Origin of the sequence: Pseudomonas sp. LAIL14HWK12:I7, assembly GCF_000483465.1 — a bacterium.
Taxonomy (GTDB): Bacteria; Pseudomonadota; Gammaproteobacteria; order Pseudomonadales; family Pseudomonadaceae; genus Aquipseudomonas; species Aquipseudomonas kermanshahensis.
Genome location: NZ_AXYZ01000008.1, coordinates 23,078 through 36,409, shown reverse-complemented (window position 1 = coordinate 36,409; position 13,332 = coordinate 23,078). Strand labels below are relative to the sequence as shown.

The 13,332-nt window shown below is 65.2% G+C and carries 10 protein-coding genes; all 10 read left to right on the top strand.

The features are described 5' to 3' along the window. The first annotated feature begins 35 nt into the window (after window positions 1–35). The 10 genes from D886_RS0109365 (at window position 36) to alr (ending at window position 13,317) form a co-directional block, all read left to right on the top strand. Window positions 36–680, top strand: coding sequence for a TetR family transcriptional regulator C-terminal domain-containing protein (locus D886_RS0109365; protein WP_027593676.1), 645 nt, complete (start codon window positions 36–38; stop codon window positions 678–680). 74 nt (window positions 681–754) lie between these two features. Then, the gene (locus tag D886_RS0109360; protein ID WP_027593675.1) at window positions 755–1,471 is read left to right on the top strand and encodes a response regulator; all 717 of its coding nucleotides are present in this window, start codon (window positions 755–757) and stop codon (window positions 1,469–1,471) included. Window positions 1,472–1,476: 5 nt separating this feature from the next. Beyond that, the gene (locus D886_RS0109355) at window positions 1,477–2,250 is read left to right on the top strand and encodes an ABC transporter substrate-binding protein (RefSeq protein ID WP_027593674.1); all 774 of its coding nucleotides are present in this window, start codon (window positions 1,477–1,479) and stop codon (window positions 2,248–2,250) included. Beyond that, window positions 2,247–4,499 carry a hybrid sensor histidine kinase/response regulator gene (locus tag D886_RS0109350; RefSeq protein ID WP_027593673.1) on the top strand — a complete coding sequence of 751 codons (2,253 nt, stop codon included), beginning with the start codon at window positions 2,247–2,249 and terminating at the stop codon, window positions 4,497–4,499. Before D886_RS0109355 ends, D886_RS0109350 begins: the two co-directional genes overlap by 4 nt. Before the next feature lie 196 nt (window positions 4,500–4,695). Beyond that, window positions 4,696–6,105, top strand: a complete 1,410-nt coding sequence (locus D886_RS0109345; protein ID WP_027593672.1) for an amino acid permease — start codon at window positions 4,696–4,698, stop codon at window positions 6,103–6,105. A gap of 229 nt (window positions 6,106–6,334) precedes the next feature. Then, complete coding sequence (locus tag D886_RS0109340) at window positions 6,335–7,129, top strand: enoyl-CoA hydratase/isomerase family protein (RefSeq protein WP_027593671.1); 795 nt, start codon at window positions 6,335–6,337, stop codon at window positions 7,127–7,129. Window positions 7,130–7,156: 27 nt separating this feature from the next. Next, window positions 7,157–8,317 (top strand): acyl-CoA dehydrogenase family protein, encoded by a 1,161-nt coding sequence (locus D886_RS0109335; protein ID WP_027593670.1) that lies wholly within the window; start codon window positions 7,157–7,159, stop codon window positions 8,315–8,317. 18 nt (window positions 8,318–8,335) lie between these two features. After that, on the top strand, window positions 8,336–10,453 hold the full coding sequence (locus D886_RS0109330) for an acetate--CoA ligase family protein (RefSeq protein WP_027593669.1): 2,118 nt from the start codon (window positions 8,336–8,338) through the stop codon (window positions 10,451–10,453). Continuing rightward, on the top strand, window positions 10,446–12,053 hold the full coding sequence (locus D886_RS0109325; RefSeq protein ID WP_027593668.1) for a 5-guanidino-2-oxopentanoate decarboxylase: 1,608 nt from the start codon (window positions 10,446–10,448) through the stop codon (window positions 12,051–12,053). The genes D886_RS0109330 and D886_RS0109325 overlap by 8 nt, the downstream gene beginning before the upstream one ends. 34 nt (window positions 12,054–12,087) lie before the next feature. Continuing rightward, window positions 12,088–13,317 (top strand): alanine racemase, encoded by a 1,230-nt coding sequence (gene alr, locus D886_RS0109320; protein WP_027593667.1) that lies wholly within the window; start codon window positions 12,088–12,090, stop codon window positions 13,315–13,317. Window positions 13,318–13,332: the final 15 nt, after the last annotated feature.

Here is a 13,332-nt window from a genome sequence, read left to right as displayed (position 1 = left end):
GTCGTTCAGCCCAGTCTACTGCCCGAGAATCGCCGATGAGCCAGGAAGCCCGCTACCACCGCATGCTGCCGGAATTGCGCAAAGCCAACCTGGTCGAGGCGACCTTGGTATGCCTCAAACGCCATGGTTTTCAGGGGGCTTCGATCCGCAAGATTTCCGCCGAGGCGGGGGTTTCGGTGGGGTTGATCAGCCACCATTACGCGGGCAAGGACGAACTGGTGGCCGAAGCTTACATGGCGGTCACCGGGCGGGTCATGGGCCTGCTGCGCGAAGCCATGGCCCAAGCCGCGCCCACGGCCCGCGAACGGCTGTCGGCGTTCTTCCGTGCCTCGTTTTGCGCCGAACTGCTCGACCCGCAACTGCTCGATGCCTGGCTGGCGTTCTGGGGCGCGGTGAAGACCGCCGATGCGATCAACCAGGTGCACGACCATTCCTACGGTGAGTACCGCAACGAGTTGAGCCGGCTGCTCGCCACGCTGGCGGTGGAAGAGGGCTGGCAGGGCTTTGACGCCGACCTGGCGGCGATCAGCCTGAGCGCGTTGCTCGATGGCTTGTGGCTGGAGTCGGGCCTCAACCCGGGCACCTTTACGCCGGCCCAGGGCGTGCAGATCTGCGAGGCCTGGGTGGATGGCTTGCAGGCCGGTGGTCGGCAACGCTTCAGCCTGCCCAAGGGCTGTTGATCGTCTGTTCAGTAACGAGTAGGCTGCTGTCGCGAGTGTGTAGAACAAACCAATAAAAAAAGAGACTTCACGCAATGACGCCTCGGGTATTGATCGTCGATGACGATCCGCTTATTCGTGACTTGCTGCAGGCCTATCTGTCCCAGGAAGGCTATGACGTGCACTGCGCCGACACCGCAGAAAAGGCCGAGGCATTGCTCGGCAGCCAGGACGTCGACCTGGTGCTGCTGGACATTCGCCTGCCCGGCAAGGACGGCCTGACCCTGACCCGAGAGCTGCGGGTGCGCTCGGAAGTCGGCATCATCCTCATCACCGGGCGCAATGACGACATCGACCGCATCGTCGGCCTGGAGTGCGGCGCCGACGACTACATCATGAAACCGCTCAACCCCCGCGAGCTGGTGTCCCGTGCCAAGAACCTGATTCGCCGCGTACGCCATGCCCGCGAGGTGCACCCGGCGCCCGCCTGCGCACAGTCGATCAAGCAATTTGCCGACTGGGCACTGGACACTGACCGTCGACGCCTGATCGACCCGCGTGGCGGGCAAACGCTGCTGACCCATGGCGAGTTCCAACTGCTCAGCGTCTTCCTGCGCAACAGCGGCCACACCCTGAGCCGCGACCAGTTGATGGACCAGATCCGCAACCGTGAGTGGGTACCCAACGACCGCTCCATCGACGTGCTGGTCGGCCGCCTGCGCCGCAAGCTGCATGACGACCCGGCCGAGCCGCAACTGATCATCACCATTCATGGCACCGGCTACCTGTTCACCGCCAGCGTGGCCGCGTGAGCACCCTGCGCCGCCTGCTGGCGCTGGCGGTGCTGGTACCAGGCTTGCCAGCAGCGGCGGCTGAGCCGGTGCGCTACTGCGACTACCCCGTGTACCCGCCGATTTCCTGGAGCGATGGCCACCAGGTGCGTGGCCTGGCGCCGACGGTGGTGCGGGAGCTGTTTGCGCGCATGGGCCGAGAGGTGCAAACCGTGGTGCTGGGCAATTGGAAGCGCTGCCTGATGGACGCTGCCGCCGGGCGGGTGGACGTGGTGCTCGCCTACGACAGCGACCAACGTGACCAAGGCATGCGTTTTTCGTCGGTACCGGTGATACGTGAAGAGGTGGCGGTGTTTTTCAATCGCCGCCGGCCCGTGCAGTTTCAGCACCTGGAAGACTTGGCCGGGTACCGTGGCGGCTTGCTCTACGGTGAAAGCTACGGCGCCGACTTCGACCGTTTTGTCGCGCGCCACCAGAACATCGAGCGGGTCTCGTCCAGCCAGCAGAACTTCGGCAAGCTGATCCGTGGGCGCATCGACTTCGTGATCCAGGAGCGGCGTACCGGCGAGCTGTTCATCGAGCACCTGCCCGGCGCCGAAGACATCCGCGCCTTGCCGGCCGCGCTGAGCGTGGACTACCTGCGCGTGGCGGTGTCGCGCCAGTCCTCCCTGAGCCAGCACATGGACGAGATCGACCACCAGTTGCGGCGCATGCACGAAGCTGGCGAGATCGACCGCTGGCTGGAGCAGAGCGAAGTGACCTACCGCGACATGATCAACCTGCCGGCGGATGCCCGATGATCCGCCTGCGCACCGACGGCCTGTTGCGCCGCCTGCTGCTGTTTATCCTGCTGTTCAGCCTGTGCTTCACGGTGCTGGCCAGTTCCGTGCAGCTGTATTTCGAGTACCGCCGCGAGATGCGCGACATCGAGGCGCGCATGGCGTTGATCCGCGCGGGTTACCTGGCCAGCCTGGAGCGCAGCTTGTGGGACCTCGACGAAGCGCAACTGGATGTTCAATTGCGTGGCCTGGTGGACTTTTCAGATGTGGCGAGGGTACGCCTGCTCAGCGATGACTTCACCCTGTTGCGCGGTGAAGCCGAGCCTAAGGGGCCACTGCGCATCGAGCGTTTCCCGCTGGATTACCAGCCACCGTCGGGGCCGGCACGGCACCTTGGCGAGCTGGAGGTGAGCATCGACCTGGGTGCGGTGCACCGGCGGCTGTATGCCACGGGCCTGGCCAGCCTGTTGTGGATGGGGGTGTTTCTGTGTGGCCTGGCGGTCGCGTTGTCTGGCTTGTTCTACCGCCTGGTGACGCGCCATTTGCAAGTCATGGCCGAGTTTGCCCGGCGGATCGGGGCCGGGCACTGGCAGGAGCCGCTGCGCCTGGATCGCCGCCGTTCGGCGCATGCCGATGAGATCGATACCGTGGCGCATGCCCTGGACGACATGCGCCGGGCCATCCTCAGCGACATCGAGCGCCGCGAGCTTGACCGAGTGGCCCTGCAGGACAAGCGTGACGAGCTACAGGCCATGGTCGAGCGGCGTACCGCGAGCCTGGCCCGGGCCAAGGATGAGGCCGAAGCCGCCAACCTGGCCAAGTCACGCTTTTTGGCGACCATGAGCCATGAGCTGCGCACGCCGCTCAATGGCATCCTCGGCATGGCCGAACTGCTACGTGGCGCCAGGCTCGATGCGCTCGACCGGCAACGCCTACAGGCTTTGTACAAGGCGGGCGAAGGGCTGTTGGCCATTCTTAACGAGGTGCTTTGCTTTGCCCGTCTCGAAGAGGGCGAGAGCCAGGCCGAAATGCTCGGTTTTTCACTTCGCCAGTTGTGCACGGAGGTGCTGGCATTGCTCGAACCAATGGCCTTGGAACGCGGCGACACCCTGCACGTGGAGGTCGATGAGCAACTGGCGGCGCATCAGCATGGCGCCGAGCAGTACCTGCGCCAGGTACTGAGCAACCTGCTGGCCAACGCCATCAAGTTCACCGCGCACGGCCAGGTCGAACTCAGGGTGCAGGTGCTGGCCAGCGATCAGAACGGGCAGCGCCTGCGCGTGTCGGTCAGTGACAATGGCATTGGCATCGAACCGGCCATGCAGGCGAAGATTTTTGACCGTTTCGTGCAGGCCAGCGAAGCGGTGGCCCGGCGCTATGGTGGCACTGGCCTGGGCTTGGCGATCTGCAAGCACCTGGTGGAAAAACTTGGCGGCCGCATCGGCCTGAACAGCGTGCCGGGGCAGGGCAGTTGCTTCTGGTTCGAGCTAGACATGGCGCGTGGGCAGCCTGCCGTTGCCCATGAGCCGGCCTGCTCGGCGTCGGCCAGCCTGAGTATCCTGGTGGTCGAGGACGTGGCGTTGAACCGTGAGGTGGCGGGTGGGTTGCTGGTACGCGATGGCCACCAGGTGTGCTTTGCCGAGGATGCCGAGCAAGCCCTGCAAGCCTGTGCCCAGCAGCGCTTCGACCTGATCCTGCTGGATGTGCACTTGCCCGGCTTGAGCGGGGTTGAGTTGTGCCGGCGCATCCGCGCCACCCCAGGGCCAAACCGTGGCAGCCGGATCCTGGCGCTGACTGCCGGGGTGCAACCGGCGCAAGTCCCCGATTACCTGGCCGCAGGCATGCAGGGGGTGCTGGCCAAACCGCTGCGCCTGGAGCACCTGCGCCAGGCCCTGGCCGAGGTTGCGCCTGCCCCGGTGGCTGCACCTGGCTCGGGCATGGACTGGTCACTGTTGCAAACCCACCGCAGCTTGCTGGGTGAGCAGAAGTTGCAGGCGCTGCTGGCAGTGCTGCGCCAATCGATCGAGCAGCACGCCACGGCGCTGGCCGAAGCCTTGCAGGCACGCGACTGCGCTGCAGTGTCGCACTTGGCGCACCGCCTGGCGGGCAGTTGCGATTCCCTCGGCTTTGCTGGCTTGGCTGGCCTGTTGCGCCGCCTCGAAGACGCCGCCCAAGGCCAAGATGAACAGGCGCTGCTGGCGCTCAGCGAGCCACTAGCGGCACAGCTGGAACAGGCCCGCACCACCCTGAAACAGTTGATCCAGAGCTGACGTACAAAAAACTTACGACTTTTTACATCTTTGATCGGTTCGTACAACGGCACCTTACATCCGTTTCCAATAATCGATGGCAACCGTGTTGCACGCGGTCCATGAGGCTTATTGGAGATAACAATAATGACATGCCGTAGCGCTCAGCCCCTCCTTGAACGATCGTTTTGCACCCCCTGCTACAGCGGGGTGAACCATGACTGACACCCACGAAGGCAAAATCCAACTGACCCGCGCGCTGAAAAGCCGGCACATCTTCATGCTGTCGCTGGGCGGCGTGATCGGCACCGGCCTGTTCATGGGCTCGGGCGTCACCATCAACCAGGGCGGGCCGGTGGGGGCGATCCTGGCCTACCTGGTGGCGGGGCTGTTGATGTACCTGGTGATGGTGTGCCTGGGCGAGCTGTCGGTGCAGATGCCGGTTTCCGGTTCGTTCCAGGCCCATGCCACCAAGTTCATCGGCCCAGCCACGGGCTTCATGATTGGCTGGGTGTACTGGATGAGTTGGGCCACCACGGTGGGCCTGGAGTTCACCGCTGCGGGCATGCTGATGACCCGCTGGTTCCCCGAGGTGCCAATCTGGTATTGGTCGGCGTTGTTCGTGGTTGTGCTGTTCGGCCTCAATGCCCTGGCTACACGGGCCTTTGGCGAGGCGGAGTACTGGTTCTCGGGGATCAAGGTGGCGACCATCCTCGGCTTTATCGTGGTCGGCCTGCTGGTGATCTTCGGCGCCATCCCGCTGAACAACGGGGCGCCGGCACCGATGCTGAACAACCTAGTGGGCGAGTCGCTGTTCCCCCATGGCCTGTCGGCGGTGTTCGCGGTGATGATGACCGTGGTGTATGCCTTTCAGGGCTGCGAAATCATGGGCGTGGCGGCCGGTGAGACCGAGCACCCGGAAAAGAGCATCCCCCGGGCCGTGCGCAACGTGGTGTTCCGCGTGCTGATCTTCTATGTGCTGGCGATTGCCGTGCTGTCGGCCATCGTGCCGTTCGAGCAGGCCGGGTTGATGGAAAGCCCGTTCGTGCAGGTGTTCGACATGGTCGGCATTCCCTATGCGGCCGACCTGATGAACTTCGTCATCCTCACCGCCATCCTGTCGGTGGGTAATTCCGGGCTGTATGCCTCCACGCGCATCCTCTGGGCCATGTCCAAGAGCGGCATGGCACCCAAGAGCCTGTCGCCGCTGAGCAAGCGCGGCGTGCCACTGCGTGCCCTGAGCATCACCCTGTGCTTTGCCCTGGTGTCGCTGATGACCAGCTTCGTGGCTGCCGACACCTTGTTCATGGTGTTGATGGCCGTGAGCGGCATGTCCGGCACTGTGACCTGGATCGTCATCGCCCTGGCGCAGTACCGGTTCCGCAAGGCGTACCTGCGTGATGGCGGGCAACTGCAGGACCTCAAGTACAAGGCGCCGCTGTACCCCTTGGTGCCGCTGCTGTGCATCACCCTGTGCTGTTCGCTGTTCGTGTTTCTGGCCATCGATGAGACCCAGCGGCCGTCGTTGTACTGGGGCTTTGGTTTCATTGCCCTGTGCTATGCGGCGTATTACGGGGTGAACCGCCGGCGGCAAGGGGCCTTTGCGCCGAGTGCGCCTGGGGTTTGAAGCCGCTTGTTGGGGGCAGCCTTGTGCTGCGAAGAGGCCGGTGCAGGCATCAACATTGTTTTGAGCCTGCACTGGCCTCTTCGCAGCACAAGGCTGCCTCTACAAGGGAAGCGCAAGGGTTTTGATCCGAGTTGTGCAAAGTTGTAACAACCCATCCCGCCTTGTTGAACACTCGTTTAGTATCACCTTCATCACGTCCTCCACCCCAATAACAACAGCGAGGCCTCCCATGACCACCCCGTCATCGTCAGTGTTGAGCAAGGTCGAAGCCGGTGTTGCCTGGCTCACCCTCAACCGCCCCGAGCAGCGCAACGCACTGGACATTCCCACCCTCAAGCATCTGCATGCCCTGCTCGACACCTGCAACAGCGACCCCGCCGTCCGGGTGGTGGTGCTGACCGGCAGCGGGCGCAGCTTCTGTGCCGGCGCCGACCTGGCGGAATGGGCCGAGGCCCAGGCCCGTGGTGCACTGGAAAGCTACGGCTGGACCGAGACCGCCCACGCCCTGATGCTGCGCCTGCACAGCCTGGATAAACCGACCCTGGCCGCCATCAACGGCACCGCCGTCGGCGGCGGCATGGACCTGAGCCTGTGCTGTGACCTGCGCATCGCTGCTGCCTCGGCACGCTTCAAAGCCGGATACACCAGCATGGCCTACAGCCCCGATGCCGGCGCCAGCTGGCACCTGCCACGGCTGATTGGCAGCGAGCAAGCCAAACGCCTGTTGTTCCTCGACGAACTGTGGGGCGCCGAACGGGCCTTGGCGGCAGGGCTGGTGAGCGAGGTCTGCGCCGACGAGCAATTGCCTGCGGTGGCCGCTGAACTGGCGGGCCGCCTGGCCAACGGCCCGACCTTCGCCTACGCGCAGACCAAGCGGCTGATCCGCGAAGGCGCCCAGCGCACCCTGGCCGAGCAACTCGAAGCCGAGCGCCAGGCCGGCTTGCTATGCGGGCGCAGCCAGGACGGCGCCGAGGCGCTCAAGGCCTCGGTAGAACGGCGCCCAGCGCACTTCGTCGGCCAATAACCCGTTACCTCTCCAGGACCTTCGCAGATGAATTTCCAACTGACCCAAGAACAAGAAATGTTGGTGGATGCGGTACGCAGCTTCGTGGCCAAGGAACTGCTGCCCCATGAAGAAGCGGTAGACCGTGCCGACGCGGTGTCGCCGGAACTGGCTGCGCAGATCCGCGGCAAGGCCATCGCCGCCGGGTTCTATGCCTTCAACATGCCTGAAGAAGTCGGCGGCGGTGGCCTCGATTACCTGTCCCAAGCGCTGATCGAGCGCGAGTTGTCCAAGGTTTCCTGGGCGCTGCACGTGTTTGTCGCACGCCCGTCGAAGATTCTCATGGCCTGCAAGGACCAGCAGGTCACCGACTACCTGCTGCCGTGCGTGCAGGGCGAAAAGACCGATTGCTTCGCCCTTACCGAGCCTGGCGCGGGCTCTGACGCCAACGCCATCAAGACCCGCGCCGTGCGCCAGGGCGATGACTTCGTGATCAACGGCAGCAAACACTTCATCAGCCACGCCGGGCATGCCGACTTCGCCATCGTCTTCGCGGTGACCGACACCTACGAGCACAACGGGCGCAAACGCAATGCGGTCACCGCCTTGCTGGTCGACCGGGACACCCCCGGCATGACCATCCGCCGCGGGCCCAAGTGCGTGAGCAACCGCGGCTACCACACCTACGAGCTGTTCTTCGACGACTGCCGGGTGCCAGCCAGCAACGTGCTGGGCGAAGTCGGCAAAGGCTGGGAGGTGGCCAACGCCTGGCTTACCGCTGGCCGGGTGATGGTCGCCGCCAACTGCGTCGGCCAGGCCCAGCGTGCACTGGACGCATCGCTGCAGTGGGCCGCCGACCGCAAGCAATTTGGCCAGCCCATCGGCAGCTACCAGGGTGTGTCGTTCAAGCTGGCGGACATGGCCACGCAGATCCGCGCCGCCGAACTGCTCACCCTGCACACCGCCTGGAAGATGGACCAGGGCAGCATGACCGATGGCGAGGCGGGCATGGCCAAGCTGTTGGCCAGCGAAGTGCTGGGCAAGGTCGCTGACGAAGCCGTGCAGATTTTTGGCGGCATGGGCCTGATGGATGAGGGGCCGGTCGAGCGCATCTGGCGCAACGCCCGCATCGAGCGGATCTGGGAGGGCACGTCGGAAATCCAGCGGCACATCATTTCCCGTGAGCTGCTGCGCCCGTTGCTGCGCTGATCGACCTGGAGACTCAGCATGTCGCATTCCAATCGTGACAACCTCAAGCGCCTGCTGGCCCCACGGCACTTGGCCTTCGTGGGTGGGCGCAGCATGGCCCGTGCCCTCAAGCGCTGTGCCGAAGGTGGCTTTGCCGGCCCGCTCTGGCTGGTCAACCCGCAACACGCGAGCCTGGAGGGCATCCCTTGCGTGGCGCGGGTGGCAGACCTGCCATGCGCCCCAGACGCGGTGTTCATCGCCACCCACCGTGAACTGACCCTGCAGTGTGTCGCGGAACTGGCCGCCATCGGTGCCGGTGGCGCCATCTGCTACGCCTCGGGCTTCGCCGAAAGCGGTGAACAAGGCCGCCTGTTGCAGCAGCGCCTGCTTGAGGCCGCCGGCAGCATGGCCTTGCTTGGCCCCAACTGCTATGGCCTGCTCGACTACTTGCACGGCGCGGCCCTATGGCCGGTGGCCCATGGCGGCAAGCAGGTGGAGCAGGGCGTGGCGATCCTGACCCAGAGCGGCAATTTTGCCTACAACCTGTCCATGAGCGACCGCTCGCTGCCGGTGGCCTACATGGCATCGGTCGGCAACCAGGCGCAGTTGGGCGTGGCCGAGTTGATGGACGTGCTGCTCGACGACCCACGGGTGACCGCCATCGGCTTGCACCTCGAGGGCCTGAAAAACGTGCCGGGCTTTGCCCGCGCCGCCTACAAGGCACTGCAACAGGGCATCCCGATCATTGCCCTGAAAACCGGCGTGTCGCAGATCGGCGCTGAACTGGCGCTCAGCCACACCAGTTCGCTGTCAGGCTCCGATGCCCTGTACGACAGCCTATTCCAGCGCCTGGGCGTGATCCGCGTGAGTGGCCCGGTGAGCTTCGTCGAGACCCTCAAGGCTGCCGCCTGTGGCCGTTTGCCGGCCGGCGACCGGCTGGTCGCCCTGGCCTGTTCGGGCGGCGATGCGGGCTTGATCGCCGACTACGCCGAGCGCAACCAGTTGCGCCTGCCCGCGCTGGCGCCAGGGCAGGTGAGGGCACTGGCCCAGGTACTTCCGGCCTACGCCAACCTGGTCAATCCGCTGGACTTCACAACAGCGATCTGGGGCGATGAAGTGGCCCTGCAACAGATGCTCGACAGCACCCTGGGCGCTGACACCGATGCCGCCATGCTGGTGCTCGACTACCCCGCAGCGTTCACCGGTGAGCGCAAGGAATGCGACCTGTTGCTGGCGCTTTACTGCGACGCCCTGGCGCGCCACGGCAAGATCGGCTTCGTCACCTCGGCGTTCCCCGAGCTGTTGCCAGCCTCGGCCCGTGAGCGCCTGCATGCCCATGGCATCGCCGCGCTGCAAGGCGTGGAAGATGGCCTGGCAGCGTGGGGGCGGATCGTGGCCTATCAGCGCAACCGCCAGCGGCTGCTGGAACAGGGCGAGGCGGCGCAGGTGCCGCTGTGGCCACGGCCCCTTGCAGGTGAAAGCCGCCTGCTAGACGAATGGCAGTCCAAGCAGGCCCTGAGTGCGTTTGGCCTGCCGGTGCCAGGCGGGGTGCTGAGTACCCCGGAGCACGCGCTAAACGATGCCAACCGCGTTGGCTACCCGCTGGTGCTCAAGGCGGTCAGTGCGCAGTTGCCGCACAAGACCGAAGCCGGTGCGGTGGCGTTGAACCTGCGTGATGGCGCAGCGCTGCAGGCCGCCCTGGCGCAGATGCGCCAGCGCATCGACGCCTATGCGCCGGGGGTGGCGTTCGACCAGGTCTTGCTCGAACCCATGGCGCCGCCGCCCTTGGCCGAGTTGATCGTCGGCATCAAGCGTGAAAACGACTTTGCCCTGGCCTTGGTGATCGGGGCGGGCGGTGTGCTGGTGGAGCTGCTTAAAGACAGCGTCAGCCTGTTGCTGCCCACCACCGACAGCGCCATTCGCGCAGCACTGCTTGGCCTGCGCAGCGCCAGCCTGCTGCAGGGTTTTCGGGGGCGCCCGGCTGCCGACCTGGATGCTCTGGTGGCGGCGATCCGCGCGGTGGCCGACTATGCCTGCGAAAACGCCGGGCAGCTGCTGGAACTGGATGTGAACCCATTGATGGTCGGTGCCCACGGCACCACCGCGGTCGATGCGCTGATCCGCCTCGGCCAGCCGCAAGGAGATCAGCATGAATGAGCACTCGATGACCGCCGGCCAGGCGCTGGTACGGCTGCTGGCCAACTATGGGGTGGATACCGTGTTCGGCATCCCAGGGGTGCATACCCTGGAGCTGTACCGCGGCTTGCCCGGCAGTGGCATCCGCCATGTGCTGACGCGGCATGAGCAGGGCGCGGGCTTCATGGCCGATGGTTACGCCCGGGTCAGCGGCAGGCCGGGCGTGTGTTTTGTCATCACCGGCCCAGGCGTGACCAATGCCGCCACTGCCATCGGCCAGGCCTATGCCGACTCGATCCCGTTGCTGGTGATATCCAGCGTCAACCACACCGCCAGCCTGGGCAAAGGTTGGGGCTGCCTGCACGAAACCCAGGACCAGCGCGCCATGACCGCGCCGATCACGGCGTTCTCCGCCGTGGCACTGAGCGCTGAAGACCTGCCCGAGCTGATTGCCCGTGCCTGGGCAGTGTTCGACAGCGAACGCCCGCGCCCGGTGCACATCTCGGTCCCGCTGGACGTGCTGGCCGCGCCGGTTGCCCGCGACTGGAGCGACGCGGTGGTACGTCGCCCTGGGCGCGGCCTGCCCGACCGGGGCACGCTGGAGCAGGCCGCGCTGAAACTGGCCGCAGCGAAACGGCCAATGATCATCGCCGGCGGTGGCGCACTGCAGGCCGCCGCGCAACTCGAACAGTTGAGCACCCGCTTGGCAGCGCCGCTATTCACCAGCGTCGCTGGCAAGGGCCTGCTGCCGCCTGAGGCGCCATTGAACGCGGGTTCTAGCCTGTGCGTCGCGCCGGGCTGGCAGATGATCAGCGAAGCCGATGTGGTGTTGGCGGTGGGTACCGAAATGGCCGATACCGACTTCTGGCGCGAGCGCCTGCCGCTCAACGGTGAGTTGCTGCGGGTCGACATCGACCCACGCAAGTTCAACGATTTTTACCCGTGCGCGGTGGCCTTGCACGGCGATGCTCGACAGACCCTCGACGCTTTGCTGGCGCACTTGCCCGAGGTCGAGCGCGACCCTCGCCAGGCCATCGAAGCGGTGGCCGGCCTGCGCCAGGCCATTCGCACTGGGCACGCACCGTTGCAGGCCATCCATCAGGCCATTCTCGACCGCATCGACGCGGTGCTGCCAGACGACGCCTTCATCAGCAGCGACATGACCCAACTGGCCTACACCGGCAACTACGCCTTTGCCAGCCGGGCGCCGCGCAGCTGGTTGCACCCCACCGGTTACGGCACCCTCGGCTATGGCTTGCCGGCGGGTATCGGCGGCATGCTCGCCACTGACCATCGCCCCGGCCTGGTGCTGGTGGGCGACGGCGGTTTCCTCTACACCGCCCAGGAACTGGCCACCGCGGTCGAGGAACTGGACCGGCCGTTGGTGGTATTGCTGTGGAACAATGACGCCCTTGGCCAGATCCGCGACGATATGCTCGGCCTGGATATCGAGCCGGTCGGCGTACTGCCGCGCAACCCTGATTTCATCGGCCTGGCCCGTGCGTTTGGCTGCGCGGTGCGTCAGCCACGTGACCTGGATGCCTTGCAGGCTGACCTGGCCGACGGCTTCGCCACGCCAGGCGTGACCTTTATCGAACTCAAACATACCTGCGTCTGCTGACCGCAGCGCATCGTCCATAACAAGAGAAACCACCATGCAATTTCGCCGTACGCTCCTCGCTGCCTCCCTGGCCCTGCTGATCACCGGCCAAGCCCCGCTGTATGCCGCGCCGCCGCTGTCGATGGACAACGGCAGCAACGCGCTGACCGTGCAAAACAGCAACGCCTGGGTCGAGATCAGTGCCAGTGCCTTGCAACACAACATTCGCACCCTGCAAGCGGAGCTGGGTGGCAAGTCCAAGCTGTGCGCCGTGCTCAAGGCAGACGCCTACGGCCACGGTATTGGCCTGGTGATGCCGTCGGTGATCGCCCTTGGCGTACCTTGCGTGGCGGTGGCCAGCAACGAGGAAGCCCGCGTGGTGCGGGCCAGCGGCTTCACCGGGCAACTGGTGCGGGTACGCCTGGCCAGCCTGAGCGAGCTGGAAGATGCCCTGCAATACGACATGGAAGAGCTGGTCGGCAGCGCCGAGTTCGCCCGCCAGGCCGATGCCATCGCCGAGCGCCATGGCAAGACTTTGCGCATTCACCTGGCGCTCAACTCCAGCGGCATGAGCCGTAACGGCGTGGAAATGGCCAGCTGGAGCGGGCGAGGTGAGGCACTGCAGATCACCGACCAGAAGCACCTCAAGCTGGTGGCGTTGATGACCCACTTCGCCGTGGAAGACAAGGATGACGTGCGCAAGGGCTTGGCAGCGTTCAACGAGCAGGCCGACTGGTTGATCAAACATGCCAAGCTCGACCGCCGCCAACTGACCCTGCACGCCGCCAACTCGTTCGCCACCCTGGAGGTGCCGGAAGCACGCCTGGACATGGTCCGCACCGGCGGTGCGCTGTTCGGCGACACCGTGCCCGAGCGTACCGAGTACAAGCGTGCCATGCAGTTCAAGTCGCGGGTGGCGGCGGTGCACAGCTACCCGGCTGGCAACACTGTCGGCTATGACCGCACCTTCACCCTGGCGCGCGACTCGCGCCTGGCCAATATCACCGTCGGCTATTCCGACGGCTACCGCCGGGTGTTCACCAACAAGGGCCATGTGCTGATCAACGGCCACCGCGTGCCGGTGGTGGGCAAGGTATCGATGAACACCTTGATGGTCGATGTCACCGACTTCCCCGACGTCAAGAACGGCAACGAAGTGGTGCTGTTCGGCAAACAGGCCGGTGGCGAGATTACCCAGGGCGAGATGGAGGAAATCAACGGCGCTTTACTGGCCGACCTCTACACCGTGTGGGGTAGCTCGAACCCCAAGATTCTCGTCGATTGACCGCATTGGAAGGGA

Bases quoted from the DNA above. Each gene is read 5' to 3' on its own strand.
- D886_RS0109365 (WP_027593676.1), top strand. From the start codon at position 36: ATGAGCCAGGAAGCCCGCTACCACCGCATGCTGCCGGAATTGCGCAAA.
- D886_RS0109360 (WP_027593675.1), top strand. From the start codon at position 755: ATGACGCCTCGGGTATTGATCGTCGATGACGATCCGCTTATTCGTGAC.
- D886_RS0109350 (WP_027593673.1), top strand. From the start codon at position 2,247: ATGATCCGCCTGCGCACCGACGGCCTGTTGCGCCGCCTGCTGCTGTTT.
- D886_RS0109345 (WP_027593672.1), top strand. From the start codon at position 4,696: ATGACTGACACCCACGAAGGCAAAATCCAACTGACCCGCGCGCTGAAA.
- D886_RS0109340 (WP_027593671.1), top strand. From the start codon at position 6,335: ATGACCACCCCGTCATCGTCAGTGTTGAGCAAGGTCGAAGCCGGTGTT.
- D886_RS0109335 (WP_027593670.1), top strand. From the start codon at position 7,157: ATGAATTTCCAACTGACCCAAGAACAAGAAATGTTGGTGGATGCGGTA.
- D886_RS0109330 (WP_027593669.1), top strand. From the start codon at position 8,336: ATGTCGCATTCCAATCGTGACAACCTCAAGCGCCTGCTGGCCCCACGG.
- D886_RS0109325 (WP_027593668.1), top strand. From the start codon at position 10,446: ATGAATGAGCACTCGATGACCGCCGGCCAGGCGCTGGTACGGCTGCTG.
- alr (WP_027593667.1), top strand. From the start codon at position 12,088: ATGCAATTTCGCCGTACGCTCCTCGCTGCCTCCCTGGCCCTGCTGATC.